Genomic DNA, 17,532 nt, shown 5'->3' with positions numbered 1-17,532 from the left:
GCCCTATGCATGACGAGATCAGAAATCAGCTAGGAGCGAACGACGCCTTTTGCACGGTCGTCGCCGAAGTTCTCGACACCCCAATAAGAGTCGTCGAGCCCCGTGATCTCCGCCTCGGGGCTGACCCGAAGCCCGCCGGCCTTCTCGAAGATGAGGCACATGATGAAGGCCGGGATTCCCGAGACGAGCATGGTCGCGACAACGCCGATCAGCTGCCACAACGGGGTGATCTGCGCGTGACCCAACGCATACTCCCCTTCCAGCCCCGGGAAGCCGCCGGTTGCCGTCCCCCATTTGAGGAAGCCGACAAGGATGGCACCGGCGATGCCGGGCCCGAGCGCCAAGGGAACGACCTTGGGTTCCTCGATACCCATGCTCTGCACCAGTTTCGCCGTCCCCAGCGCCACGAACGGCCCGAGGGCGCCGAAGAGCATCGACTCCAAAGGCGTGCCGATGTCGAACAGCGTCCCGCCCATCACCACACCGGCGATGGGGCCCAGGAAGACCCAGGACACTTCGCGCCGCATCCAGCCGATGACGGCGCCCGCAACGCCGCCGGTCAGCACGGCGGAGAAGATGTTCACCAGGATCAGGCCGATGCCGGACTGCGTGAACGAGATGCCATAGACCCCCTTATCCGGCAGGATCCAGGTCGAGCCGATCGCGATGAAGGGGATCGCGAAAAAGATGAACAGCACCCCGACGGCCACCAGGCCGTAATTGCTCGGGGTCGGCTTGACCCCGCTGGGGTCCTGGGCGAGCGCGCCGCGACGAGGACCCAGTCTCCACGCCAGCACCAGCGCCCAGGTTCCGGAGAATATGTAGAGCGGGAAAACGCCCTCGAAATCATGCACGCCGCTGTTGGTCAATGGCGACAGCGGTCCCCAGCACAGATATCCCACGAGCGGCGACAGAACCAACCCGATGACGAACGACATCCAGTAGAGCGGTGCGCCCTTGATGCGTTCGATGACGCTGCTGTGAATCAGCGCCGCCGTGGCCATCGAGAAGGTGACGAAGAAGACGAGGAAGACCTGCTGGACATCGGCTTCGGGCACCAGCTTCGGATCGAGCAACACCGATGCCGTGCTGCTGGCCGGCCCGCCGATCCACCAATCCTTCAGCGCCGAAATCAGCGGATCGGGAATCCCGAGCGCTTCGTAGAACTGCCACTGCCAGATGGCATAGCCGAACAGCAACGTGCCGAAGCCCGCGATGACGGCTGCCGACAGCTTCTGGACCCAGGTCACGAGCACGTTTCGTGCGCGCACCAGACCCATATCGATGAAACCAAGGCCGACGACCACAAGAAGCACACTCACGGCGCCGACCGTGTAGATGAAACTCAGTAATACGTATTCTAAGGATACTTGATCCGTAAACATGGCGAACCCTCCCTTCGTTATGTTGGTTCTTTTCCGCCAAGCTGGCCCGCCATGGCTGTGCGTCGCCACGTTGCCGAGGCACGCCCTCCACGGTTCAAGGCCGATCGAGTCACGGCGGATCTCCCCCGATGGACCGGTTGTCCCCCTTGCGGAATCACAACTTGCAGCAACCGGTATATTGGTATACCATCTTGGGTATCGTATTACAGGCGTGATATCCGGGCAAGGCTTCTCGCGGCGAGTACGGAAGGCATCATGGATTCGCAGGGGACGGTTCGGATCTACGAGAAGGCCGGCTTCGGGCGGCGGGTGCCGCGCGGCCGGAAGCCGGCAATCCTGGTCGTCGATTTCAGCTACGGCTTCACCGATGCGAGCTACCCGACCGCCGCCGACATGAGCGCGCAAGTCCTTGCGACCCGGCGGCTGCTCGATGCGGGTCGCAGACGCGCCGTGCCGATCGCCTTTACGACGATCTGCTACGACGAAGGCCAGGTTCGTGCGCTCGCCTGGCTGCGCAAGGCGCCCGGCATGGCCGCGCTTCGCCATGGCACCAGGCTGGTCGAGATCGACGACCGCCTGGGCAGGCAGGAGCAGGAGCCCTTGCTGGTGAAAGCGGGGGCCTCTGCCTTCTTTGGCACGAGCCTCGCCAGTCTCGTGGCCTCATGGCATGCGGATACGCTGGTCGTGACGGGTGCCACGACGAGCGGATGCATCCGGGCCAGCGTCGTCGACGCCGTGCAGCACGGCTATGACGTTCTCGTTCCGGAGGAATGTGTGGCAGACAGGGCGAGCGCGCCCCATCACGCGAATCTTTTCGATATCGACCAGAAATATGCCGACGTGATTCCGCTCGAAGAAGTGCTGCGCTACATCGAGACCGTCTGACGGCTGTCAGGGCATGACAAAGGGGGCCGAAGTGTCCCTTCAAATCAACGAGCAGGAAACAAGGGGGAGAGCATGAACGAGAAGGCTGGGAGAAGCTCGGCGGCGCAGGGGGCATCCGGCGTCAAATCTCCATCGAACACGCGATTCGCGAGCCCGTTCGACATGCCCACTCCCGAAGGGGCCGAGGGCTGGGAGGATCTGTACCCCTACTACGCTCTGATCAGCCCCGAGCGCCGGGAGATGGAAGAGGGGAAGTTCTGGTTCTTCGACGGCATGCACAACCCCAAGCCCATCTGTCCCTTCGACACCATCATGACGGAGAACTGGTGGGTGGCGGCGAGCCAGATGGCCAGCCGCGTCTGGCCGATCCCCCTGGCATTGGGCATCGATCATCGCATCATCAACGGCTACCTGTTCATCAGCCCGAACGGGGTTACCGATCCGAAGAAGATCGAGGAACGGCAGGGGCACTTTGCCCGCCGGGCCGGCCACTATTTCGAGAATTGGGATCAGATCTATGGCGAATGGGTCGAGAAGGCCAAGGATTGCATCCAACGCCTGAAGGCCATCGAATTCCGGCCTCTGCCGCAGATCGAGCCCGAGGAAAGCGTCTTCGCGCATCGCGGCCTCTACTCCTCCTACGACCTGCTGACCAAATATAACAGGCTGATCGAGAACCTCTTCGAAATGGGCTCGTACCATTTCGAGATGCTCAATCTCGGTTACGGCGCCTACCTCACCTTTCGCGAGTTCTGTCAGCAGGCCTTCCCGGGGATCACCGATCAGACCATCACCAACATGGTCTCGGGCATCGACATCCTGCTGTTCCGGCCCGACGACGAGCTGCGGCGGCTGGCGGCGCTGGCGGTCGAGCTGAAGGTCGCCGATATCGTCCTCGCCCATGCGCGCCCCGAAGAGATGCTGGCCGCCATGAAGAAGGCGGAGGGCGGCGCTCGCTGGCTCAAGGCCTTCGAGGAAGCGAAGGACCCCTGGTTCTGGTTCTCGACCGGCGTCGGATACACCCATTCGGATCCGGTCTGGATCGACGACCTGCGCCTGCCGCTCATGGCCATGCGCGGCTATATCGAGGCGCTTCGCCGCGGCGAGGAGATCCGGCGCCCGCTGGATTCCATCCTCGAAAGACGCGCCAAGGTGACCGAAGAATATCTCGCCCTGCTTCCCACGGGGCAGGATCGCGACGCCTTCGAGGGCCTGATCCAGCTGACCCGCAAGGTGTTTCCTTTCGTCGAGGACCACAATTTCTACGTCGAGCATTGGCACCACTCGACTTTCTGGTCGAAAGTCCGGGAACTGGGCGACGTGTTCGTCGCGCATAACTTCATGAACGACCGCGAGGACATCTTCTATCTGCACCGCCATGAGCTCTATGACGCGCTCTACGACCTGATGATCGGATGGGCCACGGGCTCGCAATCGCGCGGCGAGATCTATTGGCGGCCGATCATCGCCCGGCGCCGCAAGATCCGCGACGCCTTGGCGAAGTGGTCGCCGCCGCCGGCATTGGGCGCGCCGCCGGAGTCCATCACCGAGCCCCTGACCATCATGCTCTGGGGCATCACCCAGGAGACGGTGCAGGAATGGCTCGGCGTCGATCCTGCCGCCGCCAGCGATCAATTGCGCGGCGTGGCCGCGTCGGCCGGCAAGGTCACCGCGCGGGCGCGCGTGATCGCCGATTCCGAGCAGCTCTATGAAGTCCAGGAGGGCGAGATCCTGGTCTGCCGCGTAACCGCCCCCAGCTGGGCGCCGGTGTTCCCGCATATCTCGGCGGCGGTCTCGGACGTGGGCGGCATGATGGCGCATACCGCGATCATCTCCCGGGAATATGGTCTGCCGGCTGTCGTCGGGGTCGGTTTCGCGACCGCGACCATTCGCACCGGGGACCTGATCGAGGTCGACGGCAATAAGGGGATCGTGACCGTGATGGAGAGGGGAAGCCGATGAGCGGAAGCCCGTTCATCCTGTGGCTCGATCATGAGACGGCGCCCGGCAACCCGGTTCTTGGCGGAAAATTCTCCAGCCTGGCCGAGCTGACCGTTGCCGGCTTTGCCGTGCCTTCGGGGTTCGGCATCACCACCGCGGCCTATCGGCATTTCATGGATCATGCCGGCCTGGTGAACGAGGCCAGACGGGTGCGCGAAGCGGCGCCCAAGATGGCTTTGCCCGAAATCAAGGGCAAGGCCGCTGAGCTCCACGCGGCCATCGCTTCGGCGCCGCTGCCCTCCGACCTCGAAGACCAGGTGCGTGAGAATTACGCGCTGCTCGAGAAGAGGATGGGTGTTCCCTCGATACCGGTTGCGGTCCGCTCGAGCGGGGAATCCGAAGACCTCGCGGGAGCGAGTTTCGCCGGGCAGTACGACACCTATCTCTGGATCTGCGGTGCCGATTCCGTGCTCCGTCATATGCGGTCCTGCTGGGCCAGCATGTTCGGTGAAGCCGTTCTGTCCTACCGGCAGGATGGCGCCGCCGTCGTCGCGACGCGGGACTTCGGAATCTGCGTCGGAATCCAGCAGATGGTGCCGGCGCGTGCGGCCGGCGTGACCTTCACCCTGGATCCGATCAATGGGGACAGGTCGAAGATCGTGCTGGAAGCCTGCTGGGGGCTGGGCGAAGGCGTGGTCAAGGGCGACATCACGCCCAGCCAGTTCACCGTCGACAAGGTCACCTTCGAGATCATCAAACGGAAGACCGCGACCCAGGCCGAGGAATATCGTTTCGATCCCGCAACGGGCGCTGTCGGCCTGGTGCCGGTCGAGCCCGAAAGACAGGGGGCTGTCTGCCTCGCCGACAAGCATGTCCTGGAACTGGCGGCGCTTGCCAAGCGCATCGAGCAGCGTCGCGGCGCGCCGCAGGACATGGAGTGGGCGGTCAGCGAGCAGGGAGAGGTGAAGGTTCTGCAGGTCCGGCCCGAGACCGTCTGGAGCCGGCGCGCGGCATCGGGGCTGGTTTCCGCCGCGAGGTCTCCGGTCGAGCATGTTCTCGCGCGGTTGTCCGGGATCCGGACCACGGGAGGGACGCCGTGAAAGCGGCCGACTTCGTCTATCACCGCGCGAACTCGATCGAAGAGGCGGTCGGGCATCTGGCGGAGCATGAGGGCGCCGCCAGAATACTCGCCGGCGGCCAGAGCCTCATGCCCATGCTGAACATGCGCCTCTGGCGGCCCTCGGCGCTGATCGATATCAACGGGCTCGTGGAGCTGGACCGGGTGCAGCCGAGCGGCGACGAGACCGTTGTCGGCGCCATGGTCCGCTATGTGACATTGGAGAGATCGCCGCTGGTGGCCGAAAGGCTGCCGCTGCTCGCGCGGATGGTGCGCTTCATCGGCGATCGGCAGGTCCGCAACCGGGGAACCCTGGGGGGCAGCCTGGTGCAGGGAGACCCGACGGGCGAGATGCCGCTCGGTTGCCTGGTGCTCGGCGCCAGGGTGAGGGTGGCCGGTCCCGATGGGCCCCGCGAGATTCCAATGACCGAGTTCTACAGCGGACCCTATGCCGCCACGCTGGAAGCCGGCGAATTGCTCACCGAAGTCGTGTTCCCCAGACACCCGCAGCATTTCGCGTTCCGCGAGTTCTGCCGGCGGCACAATGATTTCGCGGTGCTGTCGATTGCGGTCACGGGCGACGTCTCGTCGGATGGCGGATGGCGGAACATCCAGCTTGGCCTCGGCGGCGTCAACGATACGCCCCTGCTGGTCACCGGGATGACGGCGCGGCTGGAAGGCAGCCGCCTGACAGACGCGGACATCGCGGCCGCTGGGGAAGCCGTGCTCGGCGTCATCGATCCCTCGAGCGACATCCGGGCGTCGGCGGAATATCGAAGGCACCTCGCACCCATCTACGTCAGAAGAGTTCTGCAGGATCTGCGCTCCTCCCTGCAGAACTGACGTCTCAACCGGAAAGAGGCATCGGTGAAGTTTCGCCAGGAGTTCCACGTGACCGAAAAGGTCGCGAAGCTGTGGGAGTTCTTCGAACAGCCTGCGCGCGTCGCCGAGTGCATTCCTGGCGTGGAGAAGGTCGCCCTCGTGGATGACGATAACCTGACCGTCGTCGCGACCCAGCGCCTGGGCCCGATGGCGGCCACGTTCGAGGCGAGGGTGCAGATCGTCGAGCGCGTGCGCGAGCAGAAGATCCAGTTCACCTCCACCGGCAAGGCGGTGCGCGGCGCCATCGGTAATTTCCGCGCCACGAATACCGTGTTCCTGAATGCCGCGGGAGACCAGACGCAGATCGTGGTGGAAGGCGAAGCGGTGCTTGCGGGCGTGCTCGGCAGCATCGGGCAGAAAGTGATTGCGAAACAGGCCGAGAAGGTGACGGCCGAGTTCGCCAGGAATCTGGAAAAAGTTCTCTCGGGAAACGCCGCACTGCCGGCGGACCGTCCTGGGGTTCGGCCCTTATCTCCGGTCGAGGCGATTCAGAATGAGAAGACGCCCCCCTGCGCCGAAGCGAGCGGACCGGCACACGTCGTCCCCGCGCGCGATCCCTGGGTCAAGGTTGCAGCACTGCTCAGCGGTACCGCGACCGTTGTGGGATTGGTCATTCTGTGGCGATTAGGAGCGCATTGATGTCCATTCCGTCCAGCCATAACCGACGAGACCGGGGGTCGACATGAAACGAATTGGACTGATCGTTCCCAGCTCCAACGTGACCATGGAAACGGAGATTCCCGAGATGCTTCGCCGGCATGCGGCGAAGCATGGGACGGGATGGACCTTCCACTCCAGCCGGGCGCGGCTGCATACGGTCGATGTCGATTCGCTGGCGCGCATGGTCAATGACGGCGAGCGCTGCGCGGCCGAAGTCGCCGACGCGCGAGTCGACGTCGTTGCCTATGCCTGTCTCGTCGCCTTGATGTCGCGCGGCGCCGGCGCTCATGTCGCGACAGAAAAACGCCTGGGCGATGTTGTCCTGGAAGCGAGTTCCCGGCGAACGCCCATCGTCAGCAGCGCCGGGGCCCTGGTGCGGACTTTGGATCAACTCGGTCTGAAGCGCGTGGCGGTCGTGGCACCCTACATGCCGCCGTTGACGAAGCTCGTGATCGACTATCTGGAGAGCGCGGGGACCAAAGTCGTCGACAGCATCAGCCTGTCGGTGGCGGACAATCTCATGGTGGGACGTTTGGATCCGGCGGCACTTCCCGGCTATATCTCGCGGCTGAAGCTCGATTCCGTCGATGGAATCGTGCTGAGCGCCTGTGTGCAGATGCCGTCTCTGCCCGCGGTTCAGCAGGTGCAGGACGAAACAGGGCTCCCGGTCGTCACCGCGGCCACGGCCACCACGCGAGAGATTTTGCTGGCTCTCGGACTCGAGCCGACGCTGCCCGATGCGGGTGCTGCGCTCGGTGCCGTTGCGTCCGGGCGGAGGTGACGGCATGAGCGTCAACATTTCGGGCCGCTCGATCGAGGTCCGGGCGAACGGCTTGCAGCATCATCTGCTGGAATATGGCGGCAATCGAGGCGACGTCTTGATTCTGCCCGGGATCACCAGCCCGGCGGCAACAGCGGATTTCATCGCCAAACCGGTGTCGGATCTGGGTTTCCGGGTCGTCATTCCGGACCTCAGGGGGCGGGGCGCGACCGCGGTGCCGCCGGCGGGATCCTATCGGCTCGCCGACTACGCGGCCGACGTCTCGGGCCTCATCGATTCGCTGGGGCTGAAGCAGCCGGTCATCATCGGGCATTCGCTGGGAGCGCGCATCGCGGCCGCTTATGCGGTGCTGCACGGGCCCACTCCCCACGGTCCCCTGGTCCTGGTCGATCCGCCGACATCCGGACCCGGACGCGGGCCCTATCCCACCACCCGCGATGCGTTCCTGACACAGCTGCGAGAAGCCAAGCGGGGAACGACCGCGGATGAGGTGCGGCGCTTCTACCCGAAATGGCCCGAGCGGGAGTTGAAGTTGCGCGCCGCCGTGCTCGCCTCCTGTGACGAGGCCGCCGTGCTGGAGACTCACGCGAACTTCGAGCGGGAGGACTTCTTCGAATATTGGAAGCAGATCACCAGGCCCGCCACTCTCATTCGGGGCGGCGACAGCCCCGTCGTCCCGCCCAAGGCGGCGGCCGATCTCGCAGCCGCCAACCCGTCCATCCCGATCATCCGGGTTCCCGATGCGGGGCATATGGTGCCCTGGGACAATTTCACCGGGTTCATAGACGTTCTGCTGCCGTTGATCTCCGCGAAGCGCGGCTGAGTCGAAAGCGGGAGAGAGGAAAAGAGACGGTCATGGATCAGAGCATCCTGAATCAAATGTGCCGGGCCCAGTTGGAATTGAGCGGGGTCCGTGAGGGCGAGCTGGTGGTCGTCCTGTCCAGAGGCCATGAGCGTCTCGATTATGCGGACGCCTTTCTCAATGCCGCACAGGGATTGGGGGCCAAGACTTATCATCTTCGGCTGCCGATGGCGGCTGCCCGCGGCGGCCAGTGGACGGTCGGTGTCACGCCCTTGGCGGAGAATCCCGAGGCGGTGGACGCGCTCAAGAAAGCCGACATGGTCGTCGATCTGATTTTCCTGCTCTTCAGCAAGGAACAGATGGCGATCCAGGCCGCCGGAACCCGGGTTCTCACGGCCATCGAGCCGGCGCCGCTGCTCGCACGGCTCTTTCCCACCAAGGAACTCCGGGAGCGGGTCGAGGTCGGCGCGGAAATCCTCTCAAAAGCGCGGGTGATGCGGATCACCAGCCGCCACGGCACCGACATCACCTACAAGATCGGCAAGTATCCCACCATCAGCGAATACGGGTACACGGATCAACCGGGGCGTTGGGACCATTGGCCGGCGGCCTTCGTGTTCACCGGGGGCGCGGATGACGGCGTCGATGGGCAGCTCGTGCTGGCTCCGGGAGACGTGCTTCTCCCCTTCAACACTTACGTCACCAGCCCCGTCACCTACACGATCGAGAAGGGCGTCATCCAGGACATTCGCGGCCAGTTGGATGCGGAGCTGATCAGGTCCTACATGGACTCCTTCGGCGACCCGAGGGGCTATGGCGTGTCGCATATCGGCTGGGGGCTCGACGAGCGTGCCCAGTGGCACGGGCTGACCTCGTTCCCGGGCGGCATCGGCATGGAGTTGCGCTCGTTCTTCGGTAATGTGCTGTTCTCGAGCGGGCCGAACAGCGAGCTGGGCGGTCCCAACGACACCCCCTGCCATCTGGACATACCCATGCGCGGCTGCAGCCTGTTCCTGGACGACGAGCCGATCCTGATCGACGGGGATGTCGTCGTCAAAGACATGCTCCCGGCGTCCCGCCGCCGATGAATCGGAGTTCGTAGGTTCGGAGCACTCGTGGGGTGTTGGACCGTATGAGGTCGTCGTCCGTCCCGAAGCCTATCGAGCCCTGCCGTGACTGGAGACTGTGTTGAGCGTGAATGAGAAAGAGATCGGCCTTCGGGTCAATGGCGAGGAGCTGCGCGAGAGCGTGCCGGTCCGCATGCATGCGGCCGATTTCCTGCGCCATCGCCTGGGCCTGACGGGGACACATGTCGGATGCGAGCAGGGCGTCTGCGGCATGTGCACGATCCTTGTCGATGGCCAACCGGTAAAGTCCTGCCTCTTTCTTGCGGTCCAGTTGGATGGCGCCGAGGTCCGGACGGTGGAGTCGCTGGCGACCGGTGGCGAGCTCAATGAATTGCAGCAGGCCTTCAAGCGCCACCATGCCCTGCAGTGCGGGTTCTGCACGCCCGGTTTCCTGATGCTGGCGACAAGCCTGAAGGAGCGGGGCGAGCCGCTCTCGCGCGACGAGATTCGCGAGGAGATCAGCGGCGTGCTGTGCCGTTGCACCGGTTATGAGGGAATCATTCGCGCCTTGGAGGAGTATCTGCGGGCATCCGGCGGCCAGGAGACGTCGAGTCTGGGAGCCGCGAGATGAGCCGGGTCGTCGAGAATCTCGATCTGCAGCCTGACGAGGAGCCGAAGGCGCCCGACAGCGCCGACACGCAGCCCTCCCGGCATAGGCTGATCGGATCGCATGTTCCCCGCAAGGAGGACGACCGGCTTCTGTGCGGCGACGGCCGCTTCACGGACGACGTCCAATTCGCCCATCAGCTGGAGATGGCGGTCGGCCGCTGCCCGTTTCCGCATGCCCGCATAAAATCGATCGACATCTTGCAAGCCAAGGCCCTGGAAGGCGTGAAACAGATCCTGACCGGCGAGGATGTGCGACGCGCGAGCGGCCCCCTGACGGTTCTGCGGCCCGTTCCCGGCGCGCCGCAGCTTCCCTATTACGCGCTGGCCCAGGAAACGGCGACCTATGAAGGGCAGCCGGTCGTCAGTGTCGTCGCCACCAGCCGGGCCATCGCCGAGGACGCGATCGACCTCATCGATATCGACTACGAGCCTCTGCCCCACATATCGGATGTTCTGGACGCCCTGACCGACGGCAGCCCGGTCCTGCATCCGGATGTGCTGTCCTCGAACCTTCTCGCCTCGAACAAGGACCGCGGCGGCGACCCGGAGGGTCGCATGGCGAGCGCGGAGATCGTGGCCGAGGGCAGGTTCCGGATCAACAGAGTGACCGCCATGCCCATGGAGGGCCGCGCCATCCTCGCGGTCTGGCGTCCGGGCGCGCGGGATCTCACCGTCTACGCGTCGACCCAGGTGCCGCATCTCGTGCGCAAGCAGCTGGCCGAGTGCCTGCGTATCGAGGAAGGATGCGTTCGCGTCATCGCCTCGGATGTGGGGGGCGGGTTCGGGCTGAAGCTCGGGATCTATCCCGAGGATATCCTTGCCAGTCTGCATGCGATGGCGCTGCGCCGGCCGGTCAAATGGATCGAGGACCGGCTGGAATATTTCCGCGCCAGCACCCATGGGCGCGAGGCCGTCCATGATTTCCGCATCGGGGCGCGGGCGGACGGCCAGATCGTGGCCATGATGAATACCTACCGGACCGATCTCGGCGCCTGGAACTCCTCCTTCGGATCCGCGCAGCTCTCCAGCGTCGTCTTCACGGGCCCCTACAAGGTCGCCGATGGCGTGGTGGAACGCCGGGTGGTGATGACCAACAAAACGCCGATCGGCGCCTATCGCGGTTATGGCCAACCGGAGGTCAATTTTGCCCTCGAAGTGCTGATCGACAGGCTGGCCCGCCGGTTGAAGGCGGATCCGTTTGAATTCCGGGCGAAGAACATGCTTCGGCCGGAGGACCTGCCTTGGAAGACCCCCAGCGGCGCTGTCTATGACAGTGGCGACTATCTCAGAACACTGCAGTTGGCGGCCGACGCGGTGAATTATCGGGCGCATCGCGCTTCGCCGAAGCGCCGCCGCCAGGACGGGCGCCTGTTGGGAATCGGCCTGTCCTCCTTCGTCGAGCGCACCGGATATGCCAGCGCGCGGTTCCTGGCGAACCGCGGGTCGAAGTTCGGCGCCCATGAGAGCGTCACGCTCAGGGCCAATCGCTCCGGCGGCATCGACCTCTACACCGGGGTCTCGACCTTCGGGCAGGGAAACGAAACGGCCTTTGCCCAGATCTGCGCCGAGATCGTCGGCGTCGAGTATGACGCGATCCATGTTCATGCCGGCGATACAGGCGCCTCCCCGCTCAACACCGGCGCGTTCGCCTCACGGACATTGATCGCGGCGGCCGGCGCCCTGCGCGAGGCGGGCCAGGCGCTTCGCGACAAGGCGATCCGAATCGGGGCCTGGGCCCTGGGCGCGGCGGCCAAGGACGTGGAGATCGACGGCGGGGCCTTGCGTCTTCGCGGCGACCCCGGCCGCAGCATCGCTCTCTCCGACCTGTTCACCCGCGCCATCCTCGGTCAGGGTATTCCCGTCGCGGAGACGCCCGGGTTGGAGGCGACCGCGCATTTCGAGCCCCCCGATGCGGCGTTCTCGTTCGGTACGGCCGCCGCGGTCGTCTCGGTCGATCCCGAGACGGGGGAGTTCTCGGTGGAGCGCTTTGTGATGGCGCATGATTGCGGGACCGTGGTGAATCCCGCGATCGTCGAAGGCCAGGTCCGGGGCGCACTGGTCCAGGGCCTGGGCGCCGCCTTGAGCGAAGAGCTTCGCTACGACAAGGAAACCGGCCAGCTGGTCAATGGCAGCATGCTGGATTACCTCGTGCCGTCGGCCGCGGATGTGCCGCCGATCGAGTTGCTGCATACCGAGGTCCCATCTCCCGTCACGACGTTCGGTATCCGCGGCGTCGGCGAGGTCGGAACGATACCGCCGGGTGCGGCTGTCGCCAATGCCGTCTGCGATGCCCTGGCCGATTACGGGGTCGAGATCTCGGAATTGCCGATTACGCCGGAATCCGTATGGCGCGCGATCACGGCGCGGAAATGACCATGAGGCCTCCGACATGACATCGAACATCCTGGCGGGCCGATATGCGGACCCGACGTTCAATGAGATCGAACTCAGCGCTCTCGAATGGCTGGACGGTTTCTATTCTCTGGAGCATTTGCTCTGCACGAGGGTCTGGACGATCAAGCTCTGCGCGGATGCTTCCGCCGAGCTCAAATTCGCGGCCCTGGTGCATGATGCCGAGCGGTTCTTCCCCGGCGGACCCACCAGCACGCCGTCGAAGTTCGACGACCCCGACTATCTGTTCGCTCATTCGACCCGGTCGGCCAACATCGTCGAGGCGTGGCTTCGCGAGAGAAGGCCGCCGCCGGGGGAGGACTATCTCGGCCAGGTGCGCAGACTGATCCTGCGGCACGAGATCGGCGGCGGATGGGACGCCGATATCCTGCAAGCGGCCGATTCGCTTTCCTTCCTGGAGACGTTCGACTGGCTTACCGTCGACTGGGTCCGCAGCGGCCGCTACACGATCGCGCAGGCCAAGGAGAAGCTGGATTTCACGGTCGAGCGAATCCGGCCGTCGCTCGCGCTTCGTTATGCGCTGCCCTTGTATGAGCGCGCGCTGCGCATGCTCGAATCCGCTCACGAGATCACGATGGATCTGAAACAACGTCGGGAGATCGCCGGCAACCGGCGGCTGCTGCTGGGTGAGTTGCCCCCGGCGCGGGCCAATGAATAGACGCGCATAATTCCCATCGCCTCCACCTCGCGCAAAGCGCAAGAGAGGAGGTGGCCAAGACTCGCGGAGGTGGCAGCGCCCTTACGGGCGTCGGCGAGCCTTCAGCTCATCCCAGGGCCGCCACGCGTTCCGCCTCGGGCAGCTCCATCCCCCACATCTTCTCGAGGTTATAGAGCCCGCGAATTTCCGGGCGGAACAGATGGACGATCACGTCGCCGCCGTCGATCAGCACCCAGTCGCCCTGGCGTTCGCCTTCGACGCCCACTTGCGCGAGCCCCTTGGCCTTGAGCTTCTCATGGAGATGCTCCGCCATCGCCGTGAGCTGTCGCGAGGACCGCCCCGTTGCGATGACCATGTAGTCGGCGATGCTGGATTTGCCTTTGAGATCGATGGCGACGATGTCTTCGGCCTTATCGTCATCGAGCGACTTCTCGACCAGGCGCAGCAGGTCGCTCGGTTTGGCCGGGTTCTTGCCCTTCCCGGCGCGGGTTGTCTTGACGATGGCGGTCACCGTGAGATGTCGAAGCGGCCGGCACCGATCTCGCTGTGCCGCGTCCGCTCAAATGACAATGGAATTATGTGCTCGCTCCTTTGCCTTCACGCCGTCCCATCCTCCGCGCGGCGCGGATCGCGGTCGCCGATGCCGGGTTGAGCGGCCCGTGGATCAGAAGCCAGGCGGGCGGCTCGGCCTGCACCAACCTGCGGCCCAGCCTTTCTGGCCAGCGGGACCGCAGGAAGCGCTGCGCCGCCGGAGCGGACAGCGCCTTCAAAGAATAGGAAGGTCGGGCCAGGACCGCAACCGGAAGCAAATGAAATATTCTTTGCCAGTCCCGCCATTTGTGGATCTGCAGCAGATTGTCGGCGCCCATCAGCCAGACGAAGCCATGGCCCGGATAGCGACGGGTCAGTTTCTCTAACGTATCGGCGGTAAAGCGGGTTCCGAGTCGGGTCTCGATGTCGGTGACCCTGATCCTGGGATCGCGTGCCACCGCCCGGGCGGTCGCCATGCGCTCGGCCAGGGGGGCCATCCCGGCCTCGGGCTTCAGGGGGTTCTGGGGGCTGACCAGCCACCAGACCTCGTCCAGCCCCAGCCGGTGGAGGGCGGTGAGGGAGATCTGGCGATGACCCTCATGGGCCGGGTTGAAGGAGCCGCCCAGGAGCCCGACCCGCGGGCGCCGCCGCGCCCGGGCCGGGTCGATCGCATGGCGACGGAGGGAGGGGCTGTCCTTGAGGGCCGACAAGAAGGGTCAACTGCCGTGGTTTTGCTGGTCAGGGGCCGACTACATCACGGCGGCCCATCAGGCGCGAGCCTCATTCCGGTGGGGCATCTCGTCCCAGATCTTTCCCCGGTAGCTGCGCCCGGCGGCCTTCTTGTTCTTGCCGCCCCATTGCTTGAAGAAGAAGGCGACATCCTGTCGACGACAGATTTGCAGAATCTCGCCCACCCATTGCCTATCCATTGGACGCGCGTTTGGGCCAGACTCCCCGCCTACGATGGCCCAATGAATACCTTTCATGCTGGGCTTACCGATTCCTCCGATCAGCGGCTCAAAGGACACAAACCGGATCGCAGCCGGGATCTTTCGGAGTATGTCGATGCGGGGCGTGGCGGCTTCATTCTCAACGGAGGTACCGAGCCACACATTCGGCAGTTTGCGAAACGCGGCTTTCCCCAAAATGTCGAGCATGCGATCGGGGCGTTTCGTGAGGATCTGATATGTGTGCTGGTTCGCGGCCTCCATCGCGCTCCAAACATCACGAATGAAGGTCTCCGGAACACCCTCGTGGAAGAGGTCGCTCATTGAATTGACAAATATGTGACGCGGTTTCCTCCAGTTCAGTGGAATATCGAGAGCATCCTTGTCGAGCACGATCTTGCCGGACCAAACATGCCGACTCCCGCTGCGTCTCGTGGTGCCTTGATAGCGTTCGAGGCCCATCGCTTGAAGACGCGCGGCCATGCGCATCGCATAGCAATTGGTACAGCCGGGCGACACCATCGTGCATCCGGCAATCGGATTCCAGGTGGCTTCTGTCCATTCAATCCCTGTGCCGTTTGCCACGTTTTGCTCCCAAGATACTGTTCGCAATCTTCAGGGCTGTCGGTGCGCCGCGCTCATTGGCGCATGCAAAGAAAAGAAGATACATGACTGCGCCATTTCGCTTCGAAAGCGGTAGTGCATGCTCAGCAACACCCGGAAAAACCTGCTCGAGCTTCTCTCGCACATACTTCTCGATACTTGAAATGCTGAAAATCCTCTCTTTCTTGGCGCAAGTGGGTTCAAAGAGATCCTGGGTCGCGGAAGCTTCGTAGGCGATCTCCCGCCAGTCGGTTCCTCCAAGACAGAGATCAAGTCGGCGGGCCCATGTCTCCGGCTGTCTCTCCGCGCGACGAGGGACCATTCGGCCCACTCCAATGCCCGCGGGAAAGAGATACCACATGTCGATGCCCCTCGTTCCCGCAATCGCGGAAATCGTTGACCACTCGACTTGCATTCCATAGGGGTCGAGGAAAGCAACGGCGCGAGTATTGTGCCAATTCGTCGTCGCACAGATATCTTTGACGGCAGTGTTCGCGTCCTGGTTCCTGAACTCCATCTTGCCGATCAAGCTGGCGTAGTCTGCGTTAAGGCTTGTTTGCAGAGCATGGAACTTGCTTCGCGTTTTTTCGACGAAGGTGAACCGGCTAAAGGGGGGATGTGTCTCCAGCGCCATTCGTGCCGATCCCTGAACAAATCTGTCGATGCCCTCAAGGTCCAGCAGCGATTGGGACGTAGGCTCGTCGATTTCGCGCATGCCGGAGCCTGCAAAAGCGTCGATGTACAGGAGCGAGAACGGTTGCCTCTTCAGTGCTGTGGTGTAGGCGCTGAGATACTTCCTGACACGTTCGAGCTTCTCTTCGGTCCAAGGACCGCCCCAGGCTTGCTTGACCACATAGGCCTCTCGCGAAGTTCACTAAATGTTCTCACATGAGAAAATGGTTGTCTACACTCAATTTCACACAACCAAAGATTTTAGTGACGAGTCCTCAGCCTCAGGGCCGCACCTGGCCGCTGCCCTGCACCAGATACTTATAGCTGGTGAGCTGCTCGGCGCCGACGGGCCCCCGCGCATGGAGCTTGCCGGTCGAGATGCCGATCTCGGCGCCCATGCCGAACTCGCCGCCATCGGCGAACTGGGTCGAGCTGTTATGGATGACGATGCCGGCATCCACCTCGGCCATGAATTTCTTCGCCGCCACCTCGTCCCTGGTGACGATCGCCTCGGTGTGGTGCGAGCCATGGCGGTTGATATGGGCGATCGCCTCCTCGACGCCGTCCACCAGCTTGATGGCGATGATGGCGTCGAGATATTCGGTGTCCCAGTCGCTGTCGTTCGCCAGCGTCACGCGACCATCGAGCGCGCGCGTCTCGGCATCGCCCCGGAGCTCGCAGCCGGCTTTCGCGAGATCGTCGAGGATCGGCGGCAGATGGGTCTTGGCCACGCGGCGATCGACCAGCAGCGTCTCGGTCGCGCCGCAGATGCCGGTGCGCCGCATCTTGGCGTTGACCACGATCCGCCTCGCCATCGCGAGGTCGGCCGCGCCATCGACGTAAGTGTGGCAGTTGCCGTCGAGATGTTTCAACACCGGGATCCGGCTTTCGGCAGCGACCCGCTCGATCAGCGACTTGCCGCCGCGCGGGATCACCACGTCGATCAGGTCGTCGAGCTTCAGGAGCTCGCCCACCGCGGCGCGGTCTTGCGTCGGCAGGCGCATGATCGCGGCCTCGGGCAGGCCGGCGCTCTTCAAGCCGCGCTTGAGGCTTTGCAGAATGGTGCCCGAGGAATTCACGCTCTCCGAGCCGCCACGCAGGATCGCCGCATTGCCGGAACGCAGGCAGAGCACGGCGGCATCGGCCGTCACGTTCGGCCGCGATTCATAGATGATGGCGATCACGCCCAGCGGCACCCGCACCCGCGCGATATGGAGACCGTTGGGGCGGTCCCACTCGGCCAGCACCTGGCCCAGCGGATCGGGCAGGGCGGCCACCTCGTCGATGCCCTGGGCCATCGCCTCGATGCGTTTCGCATCGAGACTGAGGCGGTCCTTGAGGGCCGGTGTCAGGCCGCTGGCGGCTGCCATGTCCTTGTCGTTGGCGGCGAGGATCAGAGGGGCGTCCTCGCGGATCGCGGCCGCCATCGCCTTGAGCGCGGCCGTGCGCTGCCCGGCGGTCGCGAGCGAGAGTTTCGCCGCGGCATCCTTCGCGGCGCGCGCCACGGCGCGGACCTCCGC

17 protein-coding genes are annotated in these 17,532 nt (G+C 64.2%); 11 read left to right on the top strand and 6 right to left on the bottom strand.

All coding sequences use genetic code 11. The features are described 5' to 3' along the window. Positions 1–29: 29 nt before the first annotated feature. Positions 30–1,454: a hypothetical protein gene (locus tag ACREE8_RS01570; protein WP_431571219.1), complete on the bottom strand. Its 1,425-nt coding sequence runs from the start codon at positions 1,452–1,454 to the stop codon at positions 30–32. A gap of 186 nt (positions 1,455–1,640) precedes the next feature. On the opposite strand from ACREE8_RS01570, the gene ACREE8_RS01565 reads away from it, so the two are divergent. The 11 genes from ACREE8_RS01565 (at position 1,641) to ACREE8_RS01515 (ending at position 13,259) form a co-directional block, all read left to right on the top strand. After that, positions 1,641–2,270 carry an isochorismatase family protein gene (locus tag ACREE8_RS01565; protein WP_431571218.1) on the top strand — a complete coding sequence of 210 codons (630 nt, stop codon included), beginning with the start codon at positions 1,641–1,643 and terminating at the stop codon, positions 2,268–2,270. A gap of 72 nt (positions 2,271–2,342) precedes the next feature. Then, positions 2,343–4,232, top strand: a complete 1,890-nt coding sequence (locus ACREE8_RS01560) for a PEP-utilizing enzyme (protein WP_431571217.1) — start codon at positions 2,343–2,345, stop codon at positions 4,230–4,232. Next, the gene (locus tag ACREE8_RS01555) at positions 4,229–5,311 is read left to right on the top strand and encodes a PEP/pyruvate-binding domain-containing protein (RefSeq protein ID WP_431571216.1); all 1,083 of its coding nucleotides are present in this window, start codon (positions 4,229–4,231) and stop codon (positions 5,309–5,311) included. Before ACREE8_RS01560 ends, ACREE8_RS01555 begins: the two co-directional genes overlap by 4 nt. Further along, positions 5,308–6,171, top strand: a complete 864-nt coding sequence (locus tag ACREE8_RS01550; RefSeq protein WP_431571215.1) for an FAD binding domain-containing protein — start codon at positions 5,308–5,310, stop codon at positions 6,169–6,171. Before ACREE8_RS01555 ends, ACREE8_RS01550 begins: the two co-directional genes overlap by 4 nt. Positions 6,172–6,195: 24 nt before the next feature. Then, positions 6,196–6,849 carry a CoxG family protein gene (locus ACREE8_RS01545; RefSeq protein WP_431571214.1) on the top strand — a complete coding sequence of 218 codons (654 nt, stop codon included), beginning with the start codon at positions 6,196–6,198 and terminating at the stop codon, positions 6,847–6,849. Positions 6,850–6,892: 43 nt separating this feature from the next. Continuing rightward, complete coding sequence (locus ACREE8_RS01540; RefSeq protein ID WP_431571213.1) at positions 6,893–7,651, top strand: maleate cis-trans isomerase family protein; 759 nt, start codon at positions 6,893–6,895, stop codon at positions 7,649–7,651. 4 nt (positions 7,652–7,655) lie between these two features. After that, positions 7,656–8,474: an alpha/beta fold hydrolase gene (locus ACREE8_RS01535; RefSeq protein ID WP_431571212.1), complete on the top strand. Its 819-nt coding sequence runs from the start codon at positions 7,656–7,658 to the stop codon at positions 8,472–8,474. Between the two features lie 32 nt (positions 8,475–8,506). Then, on the top strand, positions 8,507–9,541 hold the full coding sequence (locus ACREE8_RS01530) for a 2,5-dihydroxypyridine 5,6-dioxygenase (RefSeq protein ID WP_431571211.1): 1,035 nt from the start codon (positions 8,507–8,509) through the stop codon (positions 9,539–9,541). A 106-nt stretch (positions 9,542–9,647) separates the two neighbouring features. Continuing rightward, positions 9,648–10,151 (top strand): (2Fe-2S)-binding protein, encoded by a 504-nt coding sequence (locus ACREE8_RS01525; protein ID WP_431571210.1) that lies wholly within the window; start codon positions 9,648–9,650, stop codon positions 10,149–10,151. Further along, complete coding sequence (locus ACREE8_RS01520) at positions 10,148–12,562, top strand: xanthine dehydrogenase family protein molybdopterin-binding subunit (protein WP_431571209.1); 2,415 nt, start codon at positions 10,148–10,150, stop codon at positions 12,560–12,562. Before ACREE8_RS01525 ends, ACREE8_RS01520 begins: the two co-directional genes overlap by 4 nt. Before the next feature lie 16 nt (positions 12,563–12,578). Beyond that, positions 12,579–13,259 carry a hypothetical protein gene (locus ACREE8_RS01515; RefSeq protein ID WP_431571208.1) on the top strand — a complete coding sequence of 227 codons (681 nt, stop codon included), beginning with the start codon at positions 12,579–12,581 and terminating at the stop codon, positions 13,257–13,259. 106 nt (positions 13,260–13,365) lie between these two features. Here ACREE8_RS01515 and rsfS read toward each other — a convergent pair whose 3' ends face one another. The 5 genes from rsfS to ACREE8_RS01490 all read right to left on the bottom strand — a co-directional run bounded on the left by rsfS (position 13,366) and on the right by ACREE8_RS01490 (position 17,517). After that, on the bottom strand, positions 13,366–13,770 hold the full coding sequence (rsfS, locus tag ACREE8_RS01510; protein WP_431571207.1) for a ribosome silencing factor: 405 nt from the start codon (positions 13,768–13,770) through the stop codon (positions 13,366–13,368). A gap of 64 nt (positions 13,771–13,834) precedes the next feature. Beyond that, positions 13,835–14,500 carry a nicotinate-nucleotide adenylyltransferase gene (locus ACREE8_RS01505; protein ID WP_431571206.1) on the bottom strand — a complete coding sequence of 222 codons (666 nt, stop codon included), beginning with the start codon at positions 14,498–14,500 and terminating at the stop codon, positions 13,835–13,837. Positions 14,501–14,557: 57 nt separating this feature from the next. Continuing rightward, positions 14,558–15,322 (bottom strand): DUF5131 family protein, encoded by a 765-nt coding sequence (locus tag ACREE8_RS01500; RefSeq protein ID WP_431571205.1) that lies wholly within the window; start codon positions 15,320–15,322, stop codon positions 14,558–14,560. Next, positions 15,300–16,193: a three-Cys-motif partner protein TcmP gene (gene tcmP / locus ACREE8_RS01495; RefSeq protein WP_431571204.1), complete on the bottom strand. Its 894-nt coding sequence runs from the start codon at positions 16,191–16,193 to the stop codon at positions 15,300–15,302. Before tcmP ends, ACREE8_RS01500 begins: the two co-directional genes overlap by 23 nt. A gap of 100 nt (positions 16,194–16,293) precedes the next feature. Continuing rightward, on the bottom strand, positions 16,294–17,517 hold the full coding sequence (locus ACREE8_RS01490) for a glutamate-5-semialdehyde dehydrogenase (RefSeq protein WP_431571220.1): 1,224 nt from the start codon (positions 17,515–17,517) through the stop codon (positions 16,294–16,296). Positions 17,518–17,532 lie beyond the last annotated feature (15 nt).

Origin of the sequence: Hypericibacter sp., assembly GCF_050729195.1 — a bacterium.
Taxonomy (GTDB): Bacteria; Pseudomonadota; Alphaproteobacteria; order Dongiales; family Dongiaceae; genus Hypericibacter.
The sequence above is the reverse complement of the archived record's forward strand: the minus strand, read 5'-3'. Positions and strand labels throughout refer to the sequence as shown.